Annotated in this window: 24 protein-coding genes; 10 read left to right on the forward strand and 14 right to left on the reverse strand. The window is 70.1% G+C overall.

What is annotated here, in order from left to right; all coding sequences use genetic code 11:
• Nucleotides 1-20: 20 nt before the first annotated feature.
• From ACTJLF_RS26055 to ACTJLF_RS26085, 7 genes are all read left to right on the forward strand, one after another.
• Nucleotides 21-416, forward strand: a complete 396-nt coding sequence (locus tag ACTJLF_RS26055) for a hypothetical protein (protein ID WP_440884179.1) — start codon at nucleotides 21-23, stop codon at nucleotides 414-416.
• Nucleotides 413-1,393: a BtrH N-terminal domain-containing protein gene (locus ACTJLF_RS26060; protein ID WP_019656051.1), complete on the forward strand. Its 981-nt coding sequence runs from the start codon at nucleotides 413-415 to the stop codon at nucleotides 1,391-1,393. Before ACTJLF_RS26055 ends, ACTJLF_RS26060 begins: the two co-directional genes overlap by 4 nt.
• 76 nt (nucleotides 1,394-1,469) lie before the next feature.
• Entirely contained in the window at nucleotides 1,470-2,378 is a 909-nt protein-coding gene (locus ACTJLF_RS26065; RefSeq protein WP_440884180.1) for an ABC transporter ATP-binding protein, read from the forward strand.
• A gap of 13 nt (nucleotides 2,379-2,391) precedes the next feature.
• Nucleotides 2,392-3,549, forward strand: a complete 1,158-nt coding sequence (locus ACTJLF_RS26070) for an ABC transporter permease (protein ID WP_132800729.1) — start codon at nucleotides 2,392-2,394, stop codon at nucleotides 3,547-3,549.
• Nucleotides 3,546-3,839: a phosphopantetheine-binding protein gene (locus tag ACTJLF_RS26075; protein WP_311733760.1), complete on the forward strand. Its 294-nt coding sequence runs from the start codon at nucleotides 3,546-3,548 to the stop codon at nucleotides 3,837-3,839. Before ACTJLF_RS26070 ends, ACTJLF_RS26075 begins: the two co-directional genes overlap by 4 nt.
• Nucleotides 3,836-4,906, forward strand: a complete 1,071-nt coding sequence (locus ACTJLF_RS26080; RefSeq protein WP_440884181.1) for a beta-ketoacyl synthase N-terminal-like domain-containing protein — start codon at nucleotides 3,836-3,838, stop codon at nucleotides 4,904-4,906. Before ACTJLF_RS26075 ends, ACTJLF_RS26080 begins: the two co-directional genes overlap by 4 nt.
• Complete coding sequence (locus ACTJLF_RS26085) at nucleotides 4,903-5,391, forward strand: hypothetical protein (RefSeq protein WP_440884182.1); 489 nt, start codon at nucleotides 4,903-4,905, stop codon at nucleotides 5,389-5,391. Before ACTJLF_RS26080 ends, ACTJLF_RS26085 begins: the two co-directional genes overlap by 4 nt.
• A 4-nt stretch (nucleotides 5,392-5,395) precedes the next feature.
• Here the strand turns inward: ACTJLF_RS26085 and ACTJLF_RS26090 are convergent, their stop codons facing one another.
• Genes ACTJLF_RS26090 through ACTJLF_RS26110 form a run of 5 tightly spaced genes read right to left on the reverse strand, consistent with a single transcriptional unit; the run spans nucleotide 5,396 to nucleotide 11,135 of the window.
• A complete protein-coding gene (locus tag ACTJLF_RS26090) occupies nucleotides 5,396-6,016 on the reverse strand; it encodes an HD domain-containing protein (protein WP_440884183.1) in 621 nt (206 codons plus the stop codon).
• Entirely contained in the window at nucleotides 6,013-7,137 is a 1,125-nt protein-coding gene (gene mltB, locus ACTJLF_RS26095; RefSeq protein ID WP_440884184.1) for a lytic murein transglycosylase B, read from the reverse strand. The genes ACTJLF_RS26090 and mltB overlap by 4 nt, the downstream gene beginning before the upstream one ends.
• 53 nt (nucleotides 7,138-7,190) lie before the next feature.
• The gene (locus ACTJLF_RS26100; protein WP_132751513.1) at nucleotides 7,191-9,227 is read right to left on the reverse strand and encodes a transglutaminase family protein; all 2,037 of its coding nucleotides are present in this window, start codon (nucleotides 9,225-9,227) and stop codon (nucleotides 7,191-7,193) included.
• Nucleotides 9,228-9,240: 13 nt separating this feature from the next.
• Complete coding sequence (locus ACTJLF_RS26105; RefSeq protein ID WP_184607501.1) at nucleotides 9,241-10,218, reverse strand: DUF58 domain-containing protein; 978 nt, start codon at nucleotides 10,216-10,218, stop codon at nucleotides 9,241-9,243.
• Entirely contained in the window at nucleotides 10,215-11,135 is a 921-nt protein-coding gene (locus tag ACTJLF_RS26110; RefSeq protein WP_440884185.1) for an AAA family ATPase, read from the reverse strand. Before ACTJLF_RS26110 ends, ACTJLF_RS26105 begins: the two co-directional genes overlap by 4 nt.
• Before the next feature lie 80 nt (nucleotides 11,136-11,215).
• Between ACTJLF_RS26110 and ACTJLF_RS26115 the strand changes: the two genes are divergently transcribed.
• On the forward strand, nucleotides 11,216-12,169 hold the full coding sequence (locus ACTJLF_RS26115) for a histone deacetylase family protein (RefSeq protein ID WP_019656062.1): 954 nt from the start codon (nucleotides 11,216-11,218) through the stop codon (nucleotides 12,167-12,169).
• 48 nt (nucleotides 12,170-12,217) lie between these two features.
• Complete coding sequence (locus ACTJLF_RS26120) at nucleotides 12,218-13,501, forward strand: mechanosensitive ion channel family protein (protein WP_440884186.1); 1,284 nt, start codon at nucleotides 12,218-12,220, stop codon at nucleotides 13,499-13,501.
• A 31-nt stretch (nucleotides 13,502-13,532) separates the two neighbouring features.
• Here ACTJLF_RS26120 and ACTJLF_RS26125 read toward each other — a convergent pair whose 3' ends face one another.
• Complete coding sequence (locus tag ACTJLF_RS26125; RefSeq protein WP_440884187.1) at nucleotides 13,533-14,015, reverse strand: ester cyclase; 483 nt, start codon at nucleotides 14,013-14,015, stop codon at nucleotides 13,533-13,535.
• A gap of 100 nt (nucleotides 14,016-14,115) precedes the next feature.
• Here ACTJLF_RS26125 and ACTJLF_RS26130 point away from each other — a divergent pair, with 100 nt between their 5' ends.
• Nucleotides 14,116-14,985 carry a helix-turn-helix transcriptional regulator gene (locus ACTJLF_RS26130; protein ID WP_126184856.1) on the forward strand — a complete coding sequence of 290 codons (870 nt, stop codon included), beginning with the start codon at nucleotides 14,116-14,118 and terminating at the stop codon, nucleotides 14,983-14,985.
• Nucleotides 14,986-15,114: 129 nt separating this feature from the next.
• Here ACTJLF_RS26130 and ACTJLF_RS26135 read toward each other — a convergent pair whose 3' ends face one another.
• From ACTJLF_RS26135 to ACTJLF_RS26170, 8 genes are all read right to left on the reverse strand, one after another.
• The gene (locus ACTJLF_RS26135; protein WP_440884188.1) at nucleotides 15,115-16,386 is read right to left on the reverse strand and encodes an aspartate aminotransferase family protein; all 1,272 of its coding nucleotides are present in this window, start codon (nucleotides 16,384-16,386) and stop codon (nucleotides 15,115-15,117) included.
• Nucleotides 16,379-17,482, reverse strand: coding sequence for a phosphotransferase (locus ACTJLF_RS26140; protein WP_440884189.1), 1,104 nt, complete (start codon nucleotides 17,480-17,482; stop codon nucleotides 16,379-16,381). Before ACTJLF_RS26140 ends, ACTJLF_RS26135 begins: the two co-directional genes overlap by 8 nt.
• On the reverse strand, nucleotides 17,482-18,510 hold the full coding sequence (locus ACTJLF_RS26145; protein ID WP_440884190.1) for a histone deacetylase family protein: 1,029 nt from the start codon (nucleotides 18,508-18,510) through the stop codon (nucleotides 17,482-17,484). The genes ACTJLF_RS26140 and ACTJLF_RS26145 overlap by 1 nt, the downstream gene beginning before the upstream one ends.
• A gap of 9 nt (nucleotides 18,511-18,519) precedes the next feature.
• Nucleotides 18,520-19,224, reverse strand: a complete 705-nt coding sequence (locus ACTJLF_RS26150; protein WP_440884191.1) for an SDR family NAD(P)-dependent oxidoreductase — start codon at nucleotides 19,222-19,224, stop codon at nucleotides 18,520-18,522.
• A 191-nt stretch (nucleotides 19,225-19,415) separates the two neighbouring features.
• The gene (locus ACTJLF_RS26155; RefSeq protein WP_019656070.1) at nucleotides 19,416-20,108 is read right to left on the reverse strand and encodes a GntR family transcriptional regulator; all 693 of its coding nucleotides are present in this window, start codon (nucleotides 20,106-20,108) and stop codon (nucleotides 19,416-19,418) included.
• Between the two features lie 31 nt (nucleotides 20,109-20,139).
• The gene (locus ACTJLF_RS26160) at nucleotides 20,140-21,075 is read right to left on the reverse strand and encodes a DMT family transporter (protein WP_440884192.1); all 936 of its coding nucleotides are present in this window, start codon (nucleotides 21,073-21,075) and stop codon (nucleotides 20,140-20,142) included.
• An 82-nt stretch (nucleotides 21,076-21,157) separates the two neighbouring features.
• Complete coding sequence (locus ACTJLF_RS26165) at nucleotides 21,158-22,195, reverse strand: histone deacetylase family protein (protein WP_132751505.1); 1,038 nt, start codon at nucleotides 22,193-22,195, stop codon at nucleotides 21,158-21,160.
• A 1-nt stretch (nucleotide 22,196) separates the two neighbouring features.
• Nucleotides 22,197-23,570, reverse strand: a complete 1,374-nt coding sequence (locus ACTJLF_RS26170) for an aminotransferase (RefSeq protein ID WP_440884193.1) — start codon at nucleotides 23,568-23,570, stop codon at nucleotides 22,197-22,199.

Genomic DNA, 23,570 nt, shown 5'->3' on the forward strand with positions numbered 1-23,570 from the left:
GACGAATTCGGACGGGTGAGATGGATCTGGATGCAGTACCGCAGGAGGGCAACGCGACCCTCGACGGCCATTCGAAGCTGATGTACGCACGCGATGCGCAGGGCCGCGTGGTCACGACCACCTCGCGTGGCTGGGAGGCGGAGGAGATCGTCACCAGCCACGCGGTCGAAGTGCTCGTGGAACAGGCGCAGGCCGCCAGGGAGCGCGTTGAGGCCGGGCTGGCCTCGCCGCTCGAATACTGGATGTACGAGCGCCGCATGGACGTGGCGCTGCTCTCGCAGACCAGCGGCTTCTGGCAATGGCGGGTGCGCCGCCACCTGCAGCCGCGCCACTTCGCCGCGCTATCGCCGGCGCAGCTCGCCCGCTATGGCGAGGCGCTGGGCCTGCCCGTTTCCACCTTGCAGAGGCTGCCGTGAACTTCCAGCACCAACAGGCGGCGCATTGCGAAAGCGGCGTCATCTCCAGCCTCATGCGCCACCACGGCGCGCCGATGAGCGAGAGCATGGCGCTGGGGCTGTCGTCGGCTCTTTCGTTCGCGTACCTGCCGTTCATCAAGCTGTCGGGCCTGCCGCTCATCTCTTACCGCATGCCGCCCAAGGCCATCATCAAGGGCCTGCTGGCGCCGATGGCCGCGCGGTTCCGCTTCGAGACCTTCGGCAGCGCCGAGGCCGGACAGAAGCGGCTCGACGCCTTGCTGGCCGACGGCAAGCTGGTGGGGCTGCAGACCTCGGTGTACTGGCTGCCGTACTTCCCGCCGAACATGCGCTTCCACTTCAACGCGCACAACCTGCTGGTGTACGGCAAGGACGGCGACGACTACCTCATCAGCGACCCGGTGTTCGAGGAGCCCGTGCGCTGCCCGAGCAGCGACCTTGCGCGCGCCCGCTTCGCCAAGGGCGTGCTCGCGCCCAAGGGCCTCATGTACTACCCGCAGGCCATCGAGCGCAAGGCGGTGGACGCGGCCTCTGTGGTCAAGGCCATCCGCAAGACGGTGCGCACCATGCTCGCGCCCATTCCCATCGTCGGCGTGCGCGGCATGCGCACGCTGGCCGCGCGCATGCAGAAGCTGTCGCCGGCCGATCCGCGCAGCGTCGACTTCATCGGCCACGTGGTGCGCATGCAGGAAGAGATCGGCACCGGCGGGGCGGGCTTCCGCTTCATCTATGCGGGCTTCCTGCAGGAGGCCGCGCAGCTGCTCGACAAGCCGCAGCTGCAGCAGATGTCCGAGCGGCTCATCGCCATCGGCGACGGCTGGCGCGCCTTCGCGCTCAAGGCCGCACGCATGGTGAAGGGGCGCGAGGCCGTCGATCCGGCCGCGCTGGCTGCGAAGCTGCGCGAGCAGGCCGAGCAGGAGGAACGCTTCTTCCGCGACCTCAAGGCTGCCGTCGCCTGATATGGGCGCTTCGGGGCTTGCCACTGCGCGTGCCGCGCCAACCCCTGAGGGGGAGGGCCGGGCCGGTGGCGGTCCGATGCTGGAGCTGCGAGGGCTCGCCTACCGCTATCCGCATGCCGACGCACCCGCATTGGCCGGGGTGTCGCTGGCAGTGCCGCGCGGCAGCGTGCTGGGCCTTTTGGGGCCGAACGGCGCGGGCAAGACCACGTTGATCTCGCACCTGTCGGGCGCGCTGGCAGTGCAGTCGGGCGAGATCCGAATCGACGGCCAGCCGCTGAAGGAAGTGCGGGCCAAGGCGCCCACGCGCATCGCGGTCGCCCCGCAGGAGCACGCGTTCTATCCGATGCTGACGGTGGCCGAGAACCTTGCGGTATTTGCCGCGGCGGGCGGTCTCTCGGGGGCGCGCAGGAGGCAGCGCATCGAGGCGTGCATTCAGTTCGCGCAGCTCGAGCAGTTCGCCGCCGTGCGCTCCGAGCGGCTCTCGGGCGGCCTCAAGCGCCGGCTCAACCTCGCCATCGCTCTGCTGCCCGAGCCCGAGCTGATGTTGTTCGACGAGCCCACGGTGGGCGTCGACCCGCAGTCGCGCGCCTTCATCCTCGATGCCATCAAGAGCCTTGCCCAGCAGGGCGCGGCGGTGATCTACGCCTCGCACTACATGGAGGAGATCGAGGCGATCGCCGACCGTGTCGCGATCCTCGACCGCGGCCATGTGCTGCGCGAAGGTTCGCTCGAGGAGCTGCTGTCGAAGAGCGCGATGCTGCTCACGCTGGCAGCCGACGGACTCGATGCCGGCATGCTCTCGCGCTTCGGCACGGTCGAGCAGGGGGGCGTGCACTGGCGCATCCACCTCCACCCCGGCAGCGGACCGGGGCCGGTGCTGGCCACACTCGAGGCCGAGGGCGTCGAGGTGCGGCATGCCGAGTTCGGCCGCCATGACCTCGAGCAGCTCTTCATGGCGCTCACCCACCGCTCGCTGCGAGACTGAGGCAGACGAGGCCATGCTGCTCGCTCTCATCAGGAAGGAACTGATCGCCCTTACGCGCGACATGCACGGCCTTGCCGCGCTGTTCCTGATGCCGATGGTCTTCATCGTGCTGATGTCGCTCACGCTGAAGGACATCTACCGCCCGCCGCTGGCCGAACTGAGCTATGCGATCGAGATGCGCGACAACGCGACGCCCGCGCAGTGGCTCAGGCAGCTCTGGCAGCGCAGCCACGGCGCACCGCAGGCGCTGGGCGCCGACTGGCAGGAGCGGCTGCGCAACGGTTCGCTGAAGTACGTGATCGTGATGGAGCCCGGGCTTTCCGAAGAGCTCGAATCGGCCGCGCTCTCGACCGAGGCGCGCATCCGGCTGCTGACCGAGCCGGGCATCGACGCCAACCTGTTCAATGCGCTGCGCGCCGAGCTCATCGGCGCATCGGGCGAGCTCAAGGCGCGCCTCGCGCTGGCGGTGCCGGGCACGGCGGGGCCGGCGCCGGATGCGTCGATCCAGGCGATGGTGCATGCGGAGCGTTTCTCCACCGCCGGGCCACGGCCCACCTCGGTGCAGCAGAACGTGCCGGCCTGGCTGGTGTTCGGCATGTTCTTCGTGGTGGCCTCGCTCTCCAGTCTGTTCGTGCAGGAGCGCAGCTCGGGCGCGCTCGGCCGGCTGCAGAGCCTGGGCGTGTCGCGCGGCATGCTGCTGGCGTCGAAGGCGCTGCCTTACCTGGGCGTGAACGCAGTGCAGGCGGTGCTGATGCTCGCGGCCGGCATCTGGTTCATGCCGCTGATCGGCGGCGATGCGCTCTCTCTCGCGGGCATCCACTGGGGCGCCTTGCTGCTGTCGCTGGCCGCGGTGAGCATGGCGGCCGTGAGCCTGTCGCTGGCGCTGGCCTGCGTGGTGCGAAGCCATGCGCAGGCCGCGACCCTCGGGCCGATGGTCAACGTGCTGATGGCGGCGGCGGGCGGCATCATGGTGCCGAAGTTCGTCATGCCGGGCTTCATGCAGCGGCTGGTCGAGATCTCTCCGATGAACTGGGGGCTGGAGGCCTTGCTGACCGTGCTGCTGCGCGGCGGCGGCGTGGCCGACACCCTGCCGCAGGTCGGCCGGCTGGTCGCGTTCGCGGCGCTGATGTTCGTCGTGGCCGTTCTTCTTTTCCGCAGGCGCGCATCGTGAGCATCACCGTCACCCCCGAATTCATCGCCAGCCTCAAGGCCATGGTGCTCGAAGCCGTCGAGAAAGGCGCGCCGCCCGGCGGCCTGGGCGACGACGAGCCGCTCTTCGGCCCCGAGTCCCGGCTCGACCTCGATTCTCTCGATGCCCTGCAGGTGTCGATGACCATCCAGCAGCGCTTCGGCGTGCGCATGCCCGACAGCAAGGAAACGCGTCGTGCGCTGACTTCCATCGCGCACCTCGCGGAGCACCTCTCGCAGGCTCTTTCAGCTGGTCCGGCTGGCAAGGCATGAACAAGGTCCACCTGGCCGGCATCGGGCTGGCCTGTGCGCTGGGCGACGATCTGCGCTCCTCGATCGAATCGCTTCGGCGCGGCGGCGTGCCGCCGACGCCGGTGGCCGTGGCCGACGGCATCGCGTGGCCGGTCCACCTGCTGGCGGCCAGAGGCGGAGACTGGACGCAGCGCCTGCGCGACGCGGTGCGCGAGGTGGCCGCGCAGACCGGCGACTGGGCCGAGCGCACCGCGCCGCTCTTCGTCGCCTCGTCCTCGCTCGACATCGGGTTCATGGAGCACGAGCAGCAGGAGAAGCGCCTCGGTGGCGACCTGCAGGACTTCGCCGGCATCGTGGCCGAGTCGCTCGACTGGAAGGGGCCGGTGTTCACCGTGTCCACGGCGTGTACCTCGGCGCTGAACGCACTGCTGGCTGCCGCGGACCTGATCCGCGCTGGCGAAGCCGACGAGGCGCTGGTGATCGGCGCGGAGATGGGCAATCGCTTCACCGTGGCCGGTTTCGGCGCGATGCAGCTGCTCTCGCCCGATGGCGCCCGGCCCTTCGGCCAGGGGCGCAACGGGCTGGTGCTCGGCGAGGCGGTGGCGGCGCTGCGGCTGGGGTCGCGCCCGGCGCGCTGGCAGCTCGCGGGTGGCGCCAACGTGGTCGACGGGCGCAATCCCTCGGGCACCGAGGCCAGCGCCGTCCATGCGATGTGCCGCGGCGCACTGGCGCAGGGCGGACTGCATCCCGAGGACATCGATCTCATCAAGGTGCAGGCGGCCGGCAGCCCGGTCAACGATGCCATCGAGGCCGAGGCGCTGAAGCAGGTGTTCGAGCCGCTGCCGCCGCTGGTGTCGCTCAAGCCGTCGCTGGGGCACACGCTCGGCGCATCGGGCGCTGCGGAGCTGGCGCTGCTGGTCGGCTGCATCGAAGGCGGGGCGTGGCCGTCGGTCGACTATCCGCTCGATGCTTCGCTGGGCATCGCGCTGTGCGAGGAGGCGCCGCGAAGGCTGCGCAACGTCCTGCTGAACTTCGCGGGCTTCGGCGGCGGGCATGCCTCGCTGGTGTTGAAGGACACAAGCCCATGACCGCCTGGCGCACCGTGGCTCATTTCGTCGCGCATCCGCCGCCCGAGCAATGGCGTGACGATCTTGCGCGCCGCATCGGTCGCCGCCCGCGCCGCGTGGGCGTGTGGACCGAGCTGGCGATGTACGGCGCACGCTGCTGCCTCGACGCCGCCGGCGAAGCCTCGCTGCCGGCCGGTGCGCGTATCCGCGTCTCCAGCCAGCGCGGCGCATGGGGCGCCACGCACGCGGGGCTGGCCCAGCTCGATGCCGGTCTGCCGATGCCCTTCACCTTCATGCAGAGCCAGCCGGCGCTGATGCTGGCGGAGGTCGGCCGATGCCTGGATTGGCAGGGCGACGCGAGCTTTGCGCTGTGCCGCGATCCGGCGCGCGTGCTGCAGCTCGCGAAGCTGGGGGCGCCGCGCGAGGGGCTGCTGTTCGGCATCGTGGAGGAAGAGCGAAACGCAGAACCCGCGCGCTCGGAGTGGTGGCGGCTGGTGCCGGCCTGAAGCCTCAGCCCGAGATCGATCGCTGCAGGTTGGCGCGTGCCTGCGCTTCCAGCAGCGCATGCATGCGCGCCGTGGCGTAGATGGCCTTGCGGTCCAGGAAGCGCTGCAGGATCGCGCGCCGGCGAGGCAGCCGCACTTCATCGGGAACGAAGGCGTACTCGGCCTGCACCTGACGCTCGTACTCGTCGAAGCGCGGCCGTTCGGCGCCGAGGATCGACAGGTCGATGTCGATCAGCAGCTCCGCATCGCGGCCCTCGGGCACGGCGTCGTGGCGCGTCGCCATCACCAGGGCATGCACGCGTCCAGCTGCATCGCCGTCGGCTCCGGCGTCGAGCAGCGCCTCGCGCGCCCAGTCCGCGCTGCGCGCTTCGTTGTCGTGCGCGTGCACGTCGTAGATCGCGTCGTGGAACCACAGCGCGAGCGCGACTTCGCCCGGGTGCTCGGCCAGCGCCTTCTCTCGCTCGAACCAGGCCAGGCATTCGCCCAGGTGCTGCATCGTGTGGTAGTGGCGCTGCGGCTCGGCGTAGCGGCGCTGGAGTTCGTCGCACAGGGCGTCACCGGGCGAAGCGACGCCCAGCGCATGCCATGCGGAGCCCCAGTTCGCGCGCAGCGCCTCGGGCGTCATCGGGCGGCCTGTTGCTGCTGCTCCATCGCCGCCTTGACCTCCTGCCCCAGGTCGAGCACGGACATGGCGTAGTAGCTGCTCCAGTTGTAGCGCGTGATCACGTAGAAGTTGCGCGTGCCGGCCACGTAGGTCGGCGGCATGTCCAGGCCGTTCTGCAACTCGACCAGCGCGAACAGGCCCTTGTGGTTGATGCCATCGCCCTCGGGCACCGCGCCGGCGGCCACGAAGCTGTCGGCGCTGAAGGTTGGCAGGATGTCGGGCGCCAGCAGCAGCGCCTTCTGCAGCCGCGCTTCTTCGAAGTGCACTGGATAGATGGCCGGCACGCCCGGCTGCCAGCCGAAGGCCTTGAAGTAGTTGGCGACCGAGCCGATCACGTCGGCCGGGTTGTTGACGAGGTCGATGCGGCCGTCGCCGTCGAAGTCGACCGCGTACTTGGCGATGCTGCTGGGCATGAACTGCGGCATGCCCATCGCACCGGCGTAGCTGCCCACGGGCACCAGCGGGTCTTCGGCGGTGCGGCTCTCGGTGCTGAGGAAGCTTTCGAGCTCGCCGCGGAAGAAGGCGCGGCGGTCGGCTGCGCGCGGATGGGCGTCGGGGAAGTCGAAGGAGAGGGTGGCCAGCGCGTCGATCACGCGGAAGTTGCCCATGTTGCGGCCGTAGATGGTCTCCACGCCGATGATGCCGACGACGATCTCCGGCGGCACTCCATACGCCTGCTCGGCGCGCGCCAGCGTGTCGGCATTGGCGCGCCAGAAGCGCACGCCGGCGGCGATGCGCACCGGGTCGATGAAGCGGCCGCGGTAGGTCTGCCAGTTCTTCACCGTGCCTACCGGGCCCGGCAGCATCAGCCGCGGCACGTTGGGCAGGAAGCGCGCGCTGCCGATGGTGGCGCGCACCCATTCGCGGTCGAGGCCGCGGCGCTGGGCGACATCGTCGGCGAACTGCATCGCGTCGTCGCGCGTGGCGTAGGGCGTGCTGCCGCGCACTGCGCTGGTGGCTCCGCTGCGGCCATTGGCGGACTTCTGGGCCAGGGCGCCGGTCGACCATGCGAGGCTGCAGGCGGCAAGAAAGGCTGCAGCCGCCGTGGCGGTGCGCGAAGGCTTGGTAAGAAGTAATCGCATGGACCGATTGTGCCGTCCGCCCGCTCGGGCCTTATTCAGCGACACATGTGGTTTCAGCCCCTTGCGGGACCGGCGCTCGGCCAGACAAGGCGGCGGAACTCGGCGCGCAGGGCCGAAAGCGAGGCAGATTGCGACTGCGGCGCGGCCGGCGCATAGCGCTGCGCCTCGAGCTTGAGCAGCCAGTCGCGCACCGATTGCGCGGCGGGGCCGAAGCGCGCGTCGGCGGCCTGCGCCATCTGCCGGGGCGGTGCGGTGTCGGGCAGCTTCAGCCCGGCCTTCGCCAGGCGCGCGCGGGCCTGGCCCAGCAGGCGCAGCCACGGATCGTGCCGGCTTCGCTCCCACAGCGTCCAGCCGGCGCCGGCCAGGCTCGCGGCGACCAGCAGGTACAGCAGCACGTAGCCCAGGTCCTCGATGCTCGGCGCGTCGAAGCCGAGGTTCTTCAGCAAGTTGAGCTGGCGGCTCTGGGTGTAGTTGAGCACCCACTGGTTCCAGCCGTTGTTCACGGCCTCCCAGACGGCGCGCAGGTTCTGCGCGAGCGTGGGGCTCATCGAGCCGATCGCGCCCGCGATCATGCCGGGCTGCGGCGTGAGGCGCCGGAACTGGCCGATGCGCCCCGGCGCGACGGAGCCGGTCGGGTCCACGCGCATCCAGCCGGTGCCTTCCTGCCAGACCTCGGCCCAGGCGTGGGCGTCGCTCTGGCGCACGACCCAGTAGTTGTCGACGTTGTTGAGCTCTCCGCCCTGGTAGCCGGTGACGATGCGCGACGGGATGCCCAGGTTGCGCATCAGCACCACGAAGGCCGAGGCGATGTGCTCGCAGAAGCCTTCCTTGCGGTCGAACCAGAATTCGTCGGCGGTGTCGTTGCCGTAGACGCCCGGCTCCAGCGTGTAGCTGTAGCCGCCGGTGCGAAGGCGGCGCAGCGCGGCCTGCACGAAGGCCTGCGTGTCGGCCTGGGCCAGCGCGGGTTCTGCGCGCATCTCGGCGGCAAGGGCGGCCGTGCGCGGGTTGGTGCCGGGCGGCAGCGCGAGGTAGGCCTGCAACTGGCCGCCGGTGCGCTTGAGCGGGCCGCTCTGGAACTGCGTGTAGCTCTCGGCGCTGTAGCGCACGAGGTCGTTGATGGGGCGGCTGGCGAACCACTGCAGGTCGGGCGTGCCGCTGACCTCGAAGCCTGGCACCTCGGGCGGTCGCTGGGCGACGTCGAGCGTCAGCAGCCAGGGGCGGTTGCTGGCTTCGAGCGTCACTTCGTAGCGCACGGGCGAGCCGCTCACGCGCAGGTTGGAAGCCCACTGCGAGCCGCGCGCCCAGGAGGGCAGCGCGGTCCACTCGCGGCCGTCGAACTGCGCCAGCACCGGTCCGCGGAAGTACATCTGGCTCTGCGCCGGCGTGCGGCCTTCCTCGAACTTGATGCGCGCGGCGATGCGGTCGTCGAGCGCCAGTTCGGCGATGGTTCCCACGCGCATGGTGTTCGACAGGCCGCTGCGGCCCATCATCGCGTCGCTGGGCGTGCCCCACAGCGGCGCGAAGCGGGGGAACAGCAGGAACAGCGCGAGCATGATCGGCGCGCCTGCCAGCGCCATCCACCCGGCGGTGCGCGCGGCCTGCATCAGCGGCGGCCGGCCCACCGGCATGTGCGCGTTCACCAGCGCCGTCAGCAGGCCCAGCAGCGCCAGCAGCATGGTGAAGGCCGTCAGCAGCGACTGCGAATAGAAGAAGTTCGTGAGCATCGTGAAGAAGCCCAGGAAGAAGACGACGAAGGCGTCGCGCCGCGCGCGCAGCTCCAGCGTCTTGAGCGCGAGCAGGCTCACGATCAGCGTGACGCCCGCGTCGCGGCCCAGCAGCGTGCGGTGGGTGGCGTAGGTGGCGGCCAGGATCAGCGCGAGCAGGCCGAGTCGCCACCACCTGCTGGGAAGCGGCCGCGCCTGCACGGCGAGCGAGGCGCGCCACAGCAGCACCATCGCGGTGATGGCCGAGCACCACCACGGCAGGTTCTCGATCTGCGGCAGCAGGATCAGGCCGATCACGCAGAGAAGGAAAAGCGTGTCCCGCGCGTCGCGGGGCAGGGCGGCGAGCTCGCGCATCACTCGGTTCATGCGGCGCTCCGGTTCAGCACAGCGCCAGGGCCTCGAGGCAGGCCCGGCGGTGGGCCTCGCCCTGGGAGGGCTTCACGACCCGTCCGGCCACCCGCAGGCCGTAGTCGACGCCCAGCCTGTCGGCCATCAGCACCCAGGCGCAGAGGCGAGACAGGCGGCTCTCCGTGTCGGGCAGGCCTGTGGCCTGCGCGTCGAGCCAGAGCTCCTCGCGCTGGGTCTGCTGGGTGTCGCGGCTGACCAGGTCTTCGGAGCCGGTCGCCTGCGCGCGCGCGGCCTTCTTCCAGACCACGAGCTTGAGCGGGTCGCCGCGGCGGTAGGCGCGCACGCCGTCGTATTCGCCGGCGTTGTGGGCGCGCATCGAGGCGCTCAGCGCAGCCGGCCCGGAAAGCGGCTCACCCGGCGGCAGCGGCGGCGGATGGGCTTCGGGCGTCGGATAGACCAGCATCTGCGCAGCCGGCCGCCAGACCGTCCAGACGCGGAAGGTGCCGAGCGGAAAGCGCGTCTCGGCCGTGAGCGGCGGCACCGGGTGCAGCCCGCGCCGCTCGGGCTGGAAGGCGATCTCCACGGTGGAGGTGCCTTCGGCAGGCACGTCGGTCCAGGCCCATTGGCCGCTGCCGCGCACCGCCATGCCGATGCCGTAGCGCACGCGGCGCCGGGTGTTGTGCAGCACCACCCGGAAGGCGGCGGCCGCGCCCGCGTAGTGCGGATCGGGCTGCACCATGTGCATCGCCAGCCCGCGCAAGGTGCCGTGGCACACGTGCATGCCCACGGCCACGCTGCCGGCGAGCAGGAAGGTGAGCAGGTAGCCCAGGTTGAGCTGGTAGTTGATCGAGGCGATCAGCAGCACCAGCAGCGTCGCGCCCAGCGTCCAGCCGGCCCGCGTGGGCAGGATGTAGACGTTGCGCTGGGTGAGTTCCAGCGTGTCGGACGGCGCGCGGCGCGAAAGGAACCAGCCGTCGATGCGCGAGCGTAGGACGCCCAGAGGGTTCACGGCAGCGGCACCGCGGCGATCATTGCGCGCACCTGTTCGACGGCGCCCCGGCCCGCATCGCCCACCGGTGTGAGGCGGTGCGCGATGGTCTGCGGCAGCACGGCCTGCACGTCGTCGGGCGCGACGTAACTGCGGTTGGCCAGCAGCGCCTGCGCCTTGGCGGCGCGCAGCACCGCGATGCCGGCACGCGGCGACAGGCCCTGCAGGAACCAGCGGCCCGAGCGGGTGGCCGCAATCAGGTCCTGCACGTAGTTGAGCAGCGGATCGGCTGCATGCACCTGCTGCACGCGCTGCTGCAGCGCGGTCAGCTCGCCGGCGGTCAGCATCGCGGGCAGGGTGGCCAGCATCTCGCGGCGGTCGATGCCGGCGAGCAGCTGGCGTTCGGCGGCTCGGTCGGGGTAGCCGAGCGAGATCCGCATCAGGAAGCGGTCGAGCTGCGACTCGGGCAGGGCGAAGGTGCCGAGCTGGTCCTGCGGGTTCTGGGTGGCGATGACGAAGAAGGGCGAGGGCAGGGGGCGGGTCTCTCCCTCGATGGTGACCTGCTTCTCTTCCATCGCCTCCAGCAGCGCGCTCTGGGTCTTGGGGCTGGCGCGGTTGATCTCGTCGGCCAGCAGCACCTGCGCGAAGATCGGCCCGGGATGGAAGGTAAAGGCCTGCTGGCCCCGGTCGTAGATCGCCACGCCGGAGAGGTCGCCCGGCATCAGGTCGGCGGTGAACTGCACCCGCGAGAACTGCAGCCCGAAGGTGTGCGAGAGCGCGTGGGCGAGCGTGGTCTTGCCCACGCCCGGCACGTCCTCGATCAGCAGGTGGCCGCCGGCCAGCAGGCAGGCCACGCAGTCGCGAACCTGGGCCTCTTTGCCCACGATCACCGTGTTAAGCTGGGTTAACAAAGTGGCTAGCTTTGCGGCAACGTCCATATTTGTATCCATATGCAAACGATACCGTAAGACCTGCCGGCCCCATGCCGCGTGAGGTCTAGACGTGGCGATAGAGACACATGGGCAAGACAGGCTACTTCACACACCGGGACTTCTGGAAGCACGACATGGGCGGAGGGCATCCCGAGTGCCCCGGCCGACTGGATGCCATCGAGGACCGCCTGCTGCTCACCGGCGTGGGCGACGCGCTGGAGCACCGCGATGTGCCGCTGGCCACGCTGGAGCAGCTCACGCGGGCGCACAGCACCGAGCACGTCGAGCACCTGGAGTCACTGCACCAGCGCCTGGTGGCCGACGAACCCGCCGGCGGTCCGGACCATGCGCAGATCGACCCCGACACCACGCTCACCCGCTACACCCTGCTGGCCGCGCGCCGCGCCGCCGGTGCCGCGATCGCCGCCACCGACGCCGTGATCGCCGGCGACCTGGAAAACGCCTTCTGCTCGGTGCGCCCGCCCGGCCACCATGCCTGCCGGGAGCAGGCGATGGGCTTCTGCTTCTTCAACAACGTGGCCATCGCCGCGCGGCACGCCGTCGAGGTGCACGGCATCGAGCGCGTGGCCATCGTCGATTTCGACGTGCACCACGGCAACGGCACCGAGGACATCCTTTCCAACGACCCGCGCGTGCTGATGGTGGGCTTCTTCCAGCATCCGTTCTACCCGTACAGCGGCACCAGCCATCCGGCACCGAACATGCTCAACCTGCCGATACCGGCGTACACCCGGGGCATGGACGTGCGCGAGATGATCGAGGCCACCTGGATGCCACGGCTGGAGGAGTTCAGGCCGCAGATGATCTTCGTGAGCGCTGGCTTCGACGCGCACCGCGAGGACGACCTGGGCCAGCTCGGCCTCAACGAGAACGACTTCGCCTGGATCACCGGACGCATCCACGATGTTGCGAAGCGCCATGCCAAGGGCCGTATCGTCTCGATGCTCGAAGGTGGCTACAACCTCGACGCACTGGCGCGCAGCGTGGAAGCCCACATCCGCGTGCTGGCCTCCCTGTGATGTGACGCAGCGGACACGGCGGCCGCCGCCGATGTCCTTTTCCGACAGATGAACTTCAACGATTTCCTCCAACGACTCAACCAGGTCGACGCGCGCGGCCTGGGCATCGAGCTGATCGCGCTGGTGGCCTGCGTGGCGCTGGCCTGGGCCATCTGCAAGTGGTTCGGCCGCGACCAGCCCAAAGACTCGATCTGGTTCGGCGAGAGCACCTTCGACGGCCTGCTGTTCCCGCTGCTGGCGCTGGTGTTCACCGACCTGGCCCGTCGCTTGGCGCTCGACTTCCAGACCGTGCTGGTGCTGCGCATCGCGGTGCCGGTGTTCCTTTCGCTGGCGGTCATCCGCCTCTTCGCGCGGGTGCTGCGGGCGGTGTTCCCGGCCTCCAACCTCGTCAGGCTGGTCGAGCGCACGATCTCGTGGCTCGCCTGGATCGCGGCGGTGCTCTGGATCGTCGGGCTGCTGCCGCCGGTGCTGGCCGAGCTCGACGACATCACGCTCGCCTTCGGCAAGACGCGCGTGAGCCTGCAGACCATCTTCCAGGGCGTGCTGTCGGCGGGCGTGGTGCTGATGATCTCTCTGTGGATTTCCAGCACCATCGAGAAGCGCATCCTGCGCGAAGCGGTCTCCGATCTGTCGATGCGCAAGGTGGCCTCGAACGCGGTGCGCGCCTTCCTGCTGCTGGTGGGGCTGCTGTTCGCGCTCTCGGCGGTGGGGGTGGACCTGACGGCGCTCTCGGTGCTGGGCGGTGCGCTCGGCGTGGGCCTGGGCTTCGGCCTGCAGAAGCTGGCGGCCAACTATGTGAGCGGCTTCGTGATCCTGCTGGAGCGCTCGATCCGCATCGGCGACAACGTCAAGGTCGACACCTTCGAGGGCCGCATCACCGACATCAAGACCCGCTACACGCTCATCCGCGCGGGCAACGGGCGCGAGGCCATCGTGCCGAACGAATCGCTCATCACCAGCCGGGTCGAAAACCTGTCGCTGGCGGATCGCAAGTTCAACATCACGACCACCATCGTGGTCGGCTACGACAGCGACGTGGCGCAGGTGCAGTCCATCCTCTGCGAGGCCGCCAAGGCCCAGCCGCGCGTGATGACCGACCCGGCCCCGGTCGCCTTCCTCATGAACTTCGCGCCCGACGGGCTGGAGTTCACGCTCAACTTCTGGGTGGCCGACCCCGACAAGGGCAAGGACAACCTGCGCTCGGCGATCAACATCGCGATCCTCGACGGGCTGCGCGGGGCGGGGATCGACATTCCTTATCCGCAGCGGGTGGTGCGGGTGGAGTCGCTGCCCGCCGGGGCGACCCCTGTAGGCGAGGGCGCGGAAAAATAGGTTCTCCGGGCTTCGCGCTGTCGGATATCGGCTATCGCGCGCTGGACGCCGAGGGCCCAGGGCGCACGACAATGCCCAGCGCGAGCCACGCCTCCTGCGTATCCACCACATCCCAGTGCTCGACCAATAGCCCGTCTTGCAGGCGATAGCGATCCGCCGTCGAGAAATGCAGCGCCTTGCCGGTGGGCGGCACGCCGAAGAAGACACCGGTGTGCGTTGCCTCCCACCGAGTCATCGCCATGAGGCCTTCGTCTTCGACCATGACCTCCTGGCGCACCGGCCTGAGGTCGGGCAAGCCGACGTAGAAGGTTTTCACGAATTCCTTGTATGCGGGCCGTACATCGACGTGCGGTCCACCGCCCGATCGGGCCGCCTCCAGCAGAGGACGGACATTGGGGCTGTGGCTCGAGAACTCCGGATGCATGTGTTCGTCGACGGCCGTGAGGTCGTGCCGGTCGTAGAGCCGGCTGCGAAAGTCCATAAAGCGTTCCCTGGTGCGGGCTGTGGAGGTCATCGGGTGTTCCTTCGTCGGTTGAAAAACCCAGCGTAGAGCGCCTAATATCCCTAGACAAGACAGGAAGTTATCCAGGTATTGGAACCACCAGCCTCGCGCAATGAGCCATCCGTCCAGTCCCCAGGCGCGTGCCGAAGTGGCAGCGTTCCTGCGCAGCCGCCGCGAGCGGCTGAAGCCCGAGGAAGTCGGTCTCCCCACGACGGCGCGGCGGCGCACGCCGGGCCTGCGACGCGAGGAGGTCTGCCATCTCGCGGGCGTCGGCCTCGCCTGGTACACGTGGCTGGAGCAGGCGCGCGAGATCGAGGTGTCGGCGCATTTCCTCGACCGCATCGCCCAGGCGCTGAAGCTCGATGCAACAGAGCGCGCGCACCTTTTCACGCTGGCACACAACCGTCCGCCGCCGATCGTCCCGGGTCCCTCGCTGGCGGTCACGCCGCACCTGCGCCGCATGCTCGATGCGGTCACCGGTCCCGCCTACCTTGCCACCGCCTCGATGCACGTGATTGCCTGGAACGACGCGCTATCGGCCGTGTTCGGCGATCTCTCGACCATCGCGCCCGAAGACAGGAACATGCTGTGGCTGGTGTTCGCGAGCCCGGCGCATCGCGCGGCGATACCGCAGTGGGAGACCGATGCACGCGCGATGCTCGCGCGCTTTCGTGTCGAATTCGGGCGGCATCGCGACGACCCGGCCTTCCTGACATTGATCGAGCGCCTGCAGATCGCCAGTCCGGAGTTCAGGCAGTGGTGGCCCGACCATGACGTCAGCATGCGCACCGACCGGACCAAGCGCTTCGAGGTGCGCGGCGTCGGCCGGATGGAATTGGAGCAAAGCTCCTTCATGGTCGAGGAGTCGCCAGACATGCGGCTTGTCGTCTACACGCCGGTCGATGCACCGAGCATGCGGAAGCTGAGGCTGCTGGAGCGCCGCAGGACCGAGGCACGGCATCCAGGCTCGGCTGGACGCTAGCGACCGGTCATCCTGCACGAAGTATGGGCGGGCTCGAAGCCGGCCTGCTCATCGAGCGTCGGCAGCGGTCGGCAAACGAGAGCGCGGTTCCGACCGGCGCGCGCCGACGCGCGATCAACGGCATCGCAGCTATTGAAGAGTGCCCAGCACCTCGTCCAGCCGCTCGACCAGCAGGTCGGCATGCTTGCGTTCGAATACCAGCGGCGGCCTGATCTTGAGCACATTGCCCTGCGGCCCCGTCGCGCTCAGCAGCACCTGCCGCTGCCGCAGGCCGTTGACCACCTTGGCCGCCTGCGCGGTGGCCGGCGCGCGCGTGGCGCGGTCGGCCACGAGTTCAAGGCCTATGAAGAGCCCGGCGCCGCGCGCCTCGCCGACCAGTGCATGGCGCTGGCCGAGCGCGGCCAGGCGCTCGCGCAGGTAGGTGCCGACCTGCAGGGCGTTGTCCTGCAGGCCGTTCATCTGGATCACGTCGAGAACCGCCGAGGCTGCTGCCATGGAGACCGGGTTGCCGCCGAAGGTGTTGAAGTAGCGGCTGGCCTGCCCGAAGGCCTTCATGACCTCGGGGCGCACCGCCAGGCCCGCGACGGGGTGGCCGTTGCCCATGGGCTTGCCCATGGTCACCATGTCGGGCACCACGCCGTGGCGCAGGAAGCCCCAGAAGGCCTCGCCGGTGCGGCCGAAGCCGGGCTGCACCTCATCGGCGATGAACACGCCGCCCGCCGCATGGATCGCCTCCACCGCCTCGCGCAGGAACCCGGCCGGCGCGGTGAACACGCCGTCGCTGGAGAACACCGTGTCCACGAGCAGCGCCGCGGGCGCGATGCCGTGCGCCTTCAGGTCGGCGATGGCCGCGCGCACGCCGTCTGCGAAGCGCCTGCCCGTCTCGGCATCGCCTCCCTCGGGCGCATCCACCAGCCGCACATGCTCGCCAATGCGCACGTACTGCCCCAGCGACGGCGAGGCGCAAGCGAGGGCCGAGGTCACGCCGTGGTAGGCGAAGCGGGTGACGATGAGGCCGGTGCCGCCCGTGTGCGCCGTTGCGATGCGCATGGCGAGGTCGTTGGCCTCGCTGCCTGTGCAGGTGAAGGTGGCGTGGCCGAGCTCGGGCGGCATGGTGGCCAGCAGCCGCTCGGCGTAGTCGAGGATGCCTTCGTGCAGGTAGCGCGTGTGCGTGTTGAGCACCGATGCCTGGCGTGCGATGGCCTCGACCACTTCGGGCCGTGCGTGGCCCAGCGGTACCACGTTGTTGTAGGCGTCCAGCCAGGGCATGCCCGCGGTGTCGTAGAGCCACACGCCTTCGCCGCGCACGGGGTGGAAGGGCTCGTCATAGAAGAGCCGGTAGGCCGGCCCGAGCAGGCGGGTGCGGCGTTCGAGCAGTTCGGCGGTGGGTTTCTCAGTCATGGATCGGTTCCGTGGATTGGGCGGCGCGGCAGGCGGCGCGGATGGCGTCCTGCACCTGTTCGGGCGTCAACGTGGCGCAGGCCTGCAGCCGTGCCCAGGAGACGGCGTTGTTGCGCATGAGGTAAGCGGCGTTGTCGGGCTGACGCGCCGCGCGCCAGCCGCTGATGGCGACCACCATCGCCAGCCGTGCACGCACGAGGTCGAGCAGCGCGTGGGTCTCGCCATCGGTCAGCGGCGAGACGGCGTGGTAGTCGGCCGCGAAGCGCGCGATCGTCGCGAGCGCGTCGCCCTGTTCGTCGATGTGGTACGAGGCCGCGACGGCCAGGTCGTCCACGAGCGGCGCATGCACCATGTCGCCGAAGTCGAGGATGCCCGCCACGCGCGCCGGCTCGTCCGTATCGACCAGCAGGTTGTAGAGGTTGAAGTCGTTGTGGATGGCCTGGCGGCGCAGCCCGGCCAGCCTTGGTTTGGTGCGTTGCACGAAGCCGTCGAGCGCGGCCTCCGCCAGCGCGCGGCGGGCGGGGTCGGTCACGTGCACCAGCAGCGCCCGCACGCGGTCGGCGCGCTGGATGTCCCAGGGCAGTTCGCGGGCGCCGGCGGGATGCTCGAAGCCGGCGAGTGCGAGGTCCAGCCGGGCGAGCATGTGCGCGACACAGGTGCGCTGCGTCGCCGAGCGCGGCGCCTGCGGCATGGGCATGCCCTCGAGGTAGCTGAAGAGGCGCGCCACGCGCGTGCGGCCTTCCGCGTCCTCGATCTGCACCGAGGCCGCGCCGTGGCGGTCCGGCAGCAGGCGCTGCACCGGCAGGCCGGGGTCCGTGCGCGCCAGGTGAAGCAGGGCCTGCGTCTGGAAGTCGGCGACCAGCGGGTCTTCGTCGGGATGCGAGAGCTTGAGCATGCAGCGCGCGCCGCCGTCTTCCGGCTCCAGCAGGAAGTTGGCATCGCGCTCGCCGGTGAGCGGCTTGAGCCGGCCCCGCTTGCCGTACAGGCGCTGCAGCAGCTCGCCCGCCCAGTCCGTCGTGACGGGGGCGGGCGGCGAGGTCAGCACCGCCGCCTCGGGCAGGGCCGCCTTGATGGCGTCGTCGAGCTCCTGCGTCATCACGCCGCCTTCTCGAAACCGCCGAGCGCGCTGGCCAGGTTGCGGCCCAGGTCCTCCGACAGGTAGCCGCCTTCCTGCACCAGCACCGTGGGCAGCCCCAGGCGCGCGATCTCGCCGAGGATGCGGCCGAAGCCCGCAGTGCTCACGGCCAGTGCCTGGTAGGGGTCGTTCTCGTGCGCGTCCAGGCCCAGGGCCACGACCAGCGCGCCGGGCGCGAAGGCGCGGATGGTCGCGTGGGCGGTCGCCAGCGCCGCGAGGAAGCCGTCGTCCTGCGTGCCGCGCGCCAGCGGCAGGTTGAGGTTGTAGCCCAGGCCTTCGCCTTCGCCGGTCTCGTGCGCATGGCCCGTGAAGAAGGGCGTGCAGAAGTGCGGGTCGCCGTGCAGCGAGACCGTCAGCACGTCCTTGCGGCGCCAGAAGATGCCCTGCGTGCCGTTGCCGTGGTGCACGTCGATGTCGAGGATGGCCACGCGGTCGTGCCTGCTGCGCAGGTGCTGGGCCGCGATGGCCGCGTTGTTGAGGTAGGTGAAGCCGTTGGCGCGGTCGGCGTAGGCATGGTGGCCGGGCGGACGGCACAGCGCGTAGGCCGCACGTTCGCCGTCCAGCACGAGCTGCGCGGCATGCGTGGCCACGTGGGCCGACCACGTCGCGGCATGCCAGGTGTGGCGGCCGATGGAGCAGGCCATGTCGCCCATGTGGTAGCCGGCCTGGCCGACCAGGCTGTCGGGGTAGGTGAAGGGCTGGCCCGGGAACGGGTGCACGTTGGGAATGACTTCCTCCGAGGCTCCCTCGAGCTGCTGCCAGCGCTCCCAGGCGGTTTCCAGGAAGCGCAGGTACTGCGGCGTGTGGATGGCGGCGCGCGGGCCCGGGCCGTGGTCCTCGGGCGCGACGATGTCGTGGCCCTGCGCACGCGCGGCGTTCAGCAGCAGCGTGCCCCGCTCGGGCTGCTCGTTGCTGCGCTTCATGCGCCCGCGCACGATGAACTGCTGCGGATCGTGGCCGGTGTGCTGGTCGCTGTAGATGACTTTCATGTCGGGCTTTCAATATTGGGGTTCGACGGTCCAGCTGATGGGAATCTCGGCGACGCTGGCCGAGGCCGGCAGCTCGAGCACCGTCCGAGCGATGCGGGCCACGTCCTCGGGGCGCGTGGCCTGCCGCTGCTGCTCGGGCGGCAGGGCGGCCGCCATGTCGGTGGCGACGAAGCCGGGGCACAGGGCGGTGCAGCGCACGCGCGACTCGGCGCCGCAGTGCCGGATGCCGTGGGCCAGCGAAAGCACCGCCGCCTTGCTCAGCGCGTAGAGCGAGGCATCGGCCGTGCGCACGCGCTTGGCCGCGAGCGAGGCCATCACCAGCACCTTGCCCTCGTCCGCGGCGAGCAGGTGCGCCCAGGCCTTGCGCGTGAGCCGCAGCGGCGACTTGACGTTGACTTCCAGGAGCCGGTCGACTTCCGCGTCGTCCGCATCGACCACCGAGCGCGTGCTGAGGATGCCGGCGTTGTGCACCAGCGCGTCGATGCCGCCGAAGTCGCGCACGGTCGCGGCCACCCAGTCGGTCTCGCTGCGCGCGTCCTCGGCGTCGAAGCGATAGGTGCGCACCTGCGCCGGGTCTTGGCCGTCGAAGGCACCGGTGGCGCTGCGCGTGCCCACGCTCACGCGCCAGCCGTGTGCGAGCAGTTCGCGCACGATGGCCAGGCCGATGCCGCGGTTGCCTCCGCTGACCATGGCGACGCGCGGCAGCGTAGTCATCTCAGTTGTCCATGGCGCCGACGCGCCACCTGCAGGGCATGAAACCGGCGCCATCCTGCTGATCGAAGGGCCGCTGAGCAGGCCACGTCAGTGCACCCGCGCAACGGGCTTTGCCCGGCCGCCGGGTGCGCCCCTTGAGGGGGATGGAACTTCCACACGCAGTGAGGAAGTTCAAACGGAGTGGTTTCATCTCAGGGCTTGGTGAAGAGGCCGCGCACGTGAGCCTTGGCGGTTTCGAGGTGGTAGCGCAGCGCGTGCTGTGCGGCGTCGACGTCGCGCGCCGCCATGGCCTTGGCGATGGGCCTGTGCGTCTCGGCCAGCGCCTTCAGGTCGCCGTAGCTGTCCTCGCTGAGCGCGAGGAACATGCGCACCTCGGTCTGCATGTTGTCGAACAGCCGGTGCAGGTAGTGGTTGCCCGACAGCGCACTGATGGCGAAGTGGAAGTCCAGGTCGAGCGCCACCCGCTCGGGCGACGACAGGATCTCGGCGCGCTCCACCATGTCGTCCACGCGCGCGTCGAGCTGCGCCAGCTCTGCGTCGGTGGCGTGCGTGCAGGCCAGCGATGCGCCCAGCAGCTCGAGCTGGATGCGCACTTCGTACAGGTCGTTGACCTGCTTGGGCGAAACCGTGCGAACCGCGAAGCCGTGCCGCGGGCGCGAGATCAGCAGCCCCAGGCTCTCGAGGCGGCGCGCGGCCTCGCGCACCGGCGCGCGGCTCACGCCCATCTGCCGGGCCAGCTCGGCCTCGACGATGCGTTCGCCGGGCGCGATGCGGCCCGACAGGATGGCTTGCTGCAATTGCGCCTCCACCACGCCGACCAGGTCGGGCACCTGGATCGACGAGAAGGCGGGAGGGGTGGCGGCTTCGGGCCGGCTGGTGGTCATCGGAATTCCTTGTCTCGGTCTCTTGTACGTATCATGCCGGCCCCTTCATGCCGCTCGCCTCGCGCCGGCCGCCGCCCGAGCGGGCCAGGTAGACGCCAGCCACGGCGATCAGCGCCATGCCGGCCAGAGCCGGCGCATCGGGCGGGCGCTGGAACCACAGCGTGCTGATCAGCACCGCCAGCAGCAGCTGCACGTAGTTCAGGGGCGCCAGCGTGGCCGCGCCGACGCGGCGGAACGCGGCCAGCAGCAACAGCTGGGCGCTGCCGCTGACGGCGCCGCCAGCGACCAGCAGCGCCATCTCGGGCCAGGGCGGCATCGTCACGTGCGGCATGAACAGCACGGGCAGGTTCGTGATGACCAGGCAGGCCAGCGCCATGTGCGCGAACTGCACGGGTGCCGGCACCAGCCCCGAGAGCCGCCGCGTGAGCACCTGGAAGAGCGCATAGCAGACGGCGGACACCGCCATCAGCAGCGTGCCCGCCAGCGGCAGGCTGCCGCCCGGGCGCACGATGCACAGCATGCCCGCGAAGCCCAGCAGCACTGCCGTCCACTGCGCGCGGCCCACGCGCTCCCCGAGCAGCCAGGGCGACAGCGCGACCATGATCAGCGGAGCGGTGAAGTAGATCGCGGTGGCCTCCGCCAGCGGCATGGTGACGAGCGCGGTCATGAAGCAGGTGGCCACGATGGCCAGCGCCACGCTGCGCGCGGCCAGCAGCTTCTGGTGCGGCTGGCGCCACAGGCGCAGGTCGCCGTGGCGCAGCAGCAGCACCAGCGCGATGACGCCGATCGCGCTGTAGCGGCCCAGGTTGACGACCGCCGGCGCATGCGTGGCGACCATCTGCTTGGCGAAGGCGTCGTACGCCGCGAACAGCACCAGCGCGCAGAGGAAGAGCGCGATGCCCGCGCCCGCGCTGTTCTCGCCACGGTCGTCGCTTGCAAGGGAGACGGCGGCGCGTGCGGTGCTCATGCGGGCTGCGACTGCGTCGCTTCCGTCACTGCACCGGAGCTCGCACCGGTATCGGCACCGCGGCAGGCCGTCGTGCAGACGGTCATGCGCGAAGACCTTCCAGGAAGGCATCGAGCGCGGCACCGATGGCCTCGACCATGTAGCCGCCTTCCTGCACCACCACCGTGGGCAGGCCCAGCGCGCGCACGCGCTCGCCGGCGAGGCGGAAGGCCTCCATGTCGAACTTGAGCACGCTGATCGGATCGTCCTTGTAGGTGTCGAAGCCCAGCGGCAGCACCAGCGCCTGCGGCTGGAAGCGCTCGATGGCGGCGGTGGCCTGGTCCAGCGCCTGCGCGAATTCGGCGTTGCCGCTACCGTGCGCCAGCGGCAGGTTCAGGTTGCAGCCTTCACCCTCGCCGGTGCCGCGCTCGTGCGCGTAGCCCGTGTACCAGGGGTAATAGCCGGACGGGTCGGCATGCGTGGAGACGGTGAGCACGTCGCCTCGCTCGTAGAAGATCTGCTGCGTGCCGTCGCCGTGGTGGGCGTCGATGTCGAGCACCGCCACCCGCGCATGGCGCCGTCGCAGCGTGGCGGCCGCGATGGCGCTGTTGTTCACGTAGCAGAAGCCTGCCGCGCGCGCACGCTGCGCATGGTGGCCCGAAGGGCGGCACAGGGCATAGGCGATGCTTCCGCCATCGAGCACCGCCTCGGCCGCCGCCAGAGCGGCGTGGGCCGAGCGCAGGACGGAGCGCCAGGTGTTCGGGCCGATGGGGCATGACAGGTCGCCGACGTACCAGCCCGTCTGCGCCAGGACCGAGGGCGAAGGGCAGGGGCCCACGCGCGGTCCGTGCGGCGACATGTTGGGCAGCACCTCGATGCCCGGCTCCAGCCCGAAGCTTTCGACCTTGCGCCAGCGCTCGAACGCGGTTTCCAGGTAGTCGAGATAGTCCGTGCTGTGCACCTGCTCCAGCGCGGCGCGGCCGGCGTCCGGTGGCGCACTGACCGCGATGCCGCGTGCGGCCAGCGTTCCCATCAAGGCCTCGGCGCGCGTGGGCAGGTCGGCGGGCTTGCAGATGCGGCCCACGCGCATGTACTGCTGCGGATCGTGCAGCAGCTGGTCGTCGGAGAAGAAGGCCTGCATGTCAGTGCTCCTTCTCGAAGCGGTCCATCGCGCGCGTCAGGCGCGCGAACAGGTCATCCAGCTCGGCCCGCGTGATGATCAGCGGCGGGCACAGGCCGATGCTGTCGCCCATGGCGCGCACGATCAGGCCTTCTTCCAGCGCCAGCGCCGCGAAGCGGTAGCCGGCCTTGCGGTCGGCGGCGAAGGGCGTGCGCGCGGCCTTGTCGGCCATGAGCTCGATGGCGCCGATCAGGCCCACGCCGCGCACGTTGCCCACCCAGGGCCGTTCGGCGAAGGCGCGCAGCCCGGCCTGGAAGGCGGGGGCGAGTTCGCGCACGTGGTCGAGGATGCGCTCGTCCTCGTAGACCTTCAGCGTCTCCAGCGCCACGGCGCAGGCGACCGGGTGGCCCGAATAGGTGTAGCCGTGGCCGAAGCTGCCGAGCTTGCCGCTGTTGGCGGCGATGGCGCTGTGCACCTTCTCGTTGACCATGACCGCCGAGATCGGCACGTAGCCCGAGGACAGCGCCTTGGCGCAGCTCAGGATGTCGGGCTGGATGCCGAAGGTCGTGGAGCCGAACATGTTGCCCGTGCGGCCGAAGCCGCAGATCACCTCGTCGGCGATCATGAGCACGCCGTACTTGCGCAGCACGGCCTGCACCTTCTCGAAGTAGCCGGCCGGCGGCACCAGCACGCCGCCCGCGCCCATCACCGGCTCGGCGATGAAGGCGGCCACGGTCTCGGGCCCTTCGGCCAGGATGGTCTGCTCCAGCTGCTGCGCGAGGCGGCTGGAGAAGTCCTGCTCCGTCTCGCCGGGTTCGGCATAGCGGTAGTGATGCGGGCAGTCCACGTGCAGGAAGCGCGCGGGCGCGGTGGCGATGGGCAGGTCGAAGTCGCGGTGGTTGCCGTCGAGCCCGCCCATGCTGGCGGCGGCCACGGTCACGCCGTGATAGGCATTGCGCCGCGCGATGATCTTCTTGCGCTGCGGCTGGCCGATGGCGTTGTGGTAGTACCAGACCATCTTCACCGCGCTGTCGTTGGCCTCGGAGCCCGAGTTGGCGAAGAACACGCGCGCCATGGGTGATGGCGCCAGGGCCAGCAGCCGCTCGGCCAGGTCGGCCACCGCCACGTTCGTGCGCTGGTTGAAGGTGTGGTAGTAGGGCAGGGTGTCCAGTGCCTTCGCGCCGGCCGCGGCCAGGCGCTTGTTGGAGAAGCCCAGCGAGGCGCACCACAGGCCCGACATGGTCTCCAGGTAGCGCTTGCCCTGTTCGTCGACGACGTGGATGCCGTCGCCCTCGACGATGACCAGCGGCGGCGTCTGCGGCAGCGCGGCCAGATTGGTGTACGAATGCAGGTGGGTGGCGACGTCCTTGTCGCCGGTGCCGAGGGGTTCTGCCAT

Source organism: Variovorax sp. 22077 (assembly GCF_052044195.1).
Lineage (GTDB): Bacteria > Pseudomonadota > Gammaproteobacteria > Burkholderiales > Burkholderiaceae_C > Variovorax > Variovorax atrisoli.

Coding starts and splice junctions, on each gene's coding strand:
- ACTJLF_RS26055 (WP_440884179.1), top strand. CDS start 21: ATGGATCTGGATGCAGTACCGCAGGAGGGCAACGCGACCCTCGACGGC.
- ACTJLF_RS26065 (WP_440884180.1), top strand. CDS start 1,470: ATGCTGGAGCTGCGAGGGCTCGCCTACCGCTATCCGCATGCCGACGCA.
- ACTJLF_RS26070 (WP_132800729.1), top strand. CDS start 2,392: ATGCTGCTCGCTCTCATCAGGAAGGAACTGATCGCCCTTACGCGCGAC.
- ACTJLF_RS26080 (WP_440884181.1), top strand. CDS start 3,836: ATGAACAAGGTCCACCTGGCCGGCATCGGGCTGGCCTGTGCGCTGGGC.
- ACTJLF_RS26085 (WP_440884182.1), top strand. CDS start 4,903: ATGACCGCCTGGCGCACCGTGGCTCATTTCGTCGCGCATCCGCCGCCC.
- ACTJLF_RS26090 (WP_440884183.1), bottom strand. CDS start 6,016: ATGACGCCCGAGGCGCTGCGCGCGAACTGGGGCTCCGCATGGCATGCG.
- mltB (WP_440884184.1), bottom strand. CDS start 7,137: ATGCGATTACTTCTTACCAAGCCTTCGCGCACCGCCACGGCGGCTGCA.
- ACTJLF_RS26100 (WP_132751513.1), bottom strand. CDS start 9,227: ATGAACCGAGTGATGCGCGAGCTCGCCGCCCTGCCCCGCGACGCGCGG.
- ACTJLF_RS26110 (WP_440884185.1), bottom strand. CDS start 11,135: ATGGACGTTGCCGCAAAGCTAGCCACTTTGTTAACCCAGCTTAACACG.
- ACTJLF_RS26115 (WP_019656062.1), top strand. CDS start 11,216: ATGGGCAAGACAGGCTACTTCACACACCGGGACTTCTGGAAGCACGAC.
- ACTJLF_RS26120 (WP_440884186.1), top strand. CDS start 12,218: ATGAACTTCAACGATTTCCTCCAACGACTCAACCAGGTCGACGCGCGC.
- ACTJLF_RS26125 (WP_440884187.1), bottom strand. CDS start 14,015: ATGACCTCCACAGCCCGCACCAGGGAACGCTTTATGGACTTTCGCAGC.
- ACTJLF_RS26130 (WP_126184856.1), top strand. CDS start 14,116: ATGAGCCATCCGTCCAGTCCCCAGGCGCGTGCCGAAGTGGCAGCGTTC.
- ACTJLF_RS26135 (WP_440884188.1), bottom strand. CDS start 16,386: ATGACTGAGAAACCCACCGCCGAACTGCTCGAACGCCGCACCCGCCTG.
- ACTJLF_RS26140 (WP_440884189.1), bottom strand. CDS start 17,482: ATGACGCAGGAGCTCGACGACGCCATCAAGGCGGCCCTGCCCGAGGCG.
- ACTJLF_RS26145 (WP_440884190.1), bottom strand. CDS start 18,510: ATGAAAGTCATCTACAGCGACCAGCACACCGGCCACGATCCGCAGCAG.
- ACTJLF_RS26150 (WP_440884191.1), bottom strand. CDS start 19,224: ATGACTACGCTGCCGCGCGTCGCCATGGTCAGCGGAGGCAACCGCGGC.
- ACTJLF_RS26155 (WP_019656070.1), bottom strand. CDS start 20,108: ATGACCACCAGCCGGCCCGAAGCCGCCACCCCTCCCGCCTTCTCGTCG.
- ACTJLF_RS26160 (WP_440884192.1), bottom strand. CDS start 21,075: ATGAGCACCGCACGCGCCGCCGTCTCCCTTGCAAGCGACGACCGTGGC.
- ACTJLF_RS26165 (WP_132751505.1), bottom strand. CDS start 22,195: ATGCAGGCCTTCTTCTCCGACGACCAGCTGCTGCACGATCCGCAGCAG.
- ACTJLF_RS26170 (WP_440884193.1), bottom strand. CDS start 23,570: ATGGCAGAACCCCTCGGCACCGGCGACAAGGACGTCGCCACCCACCTG.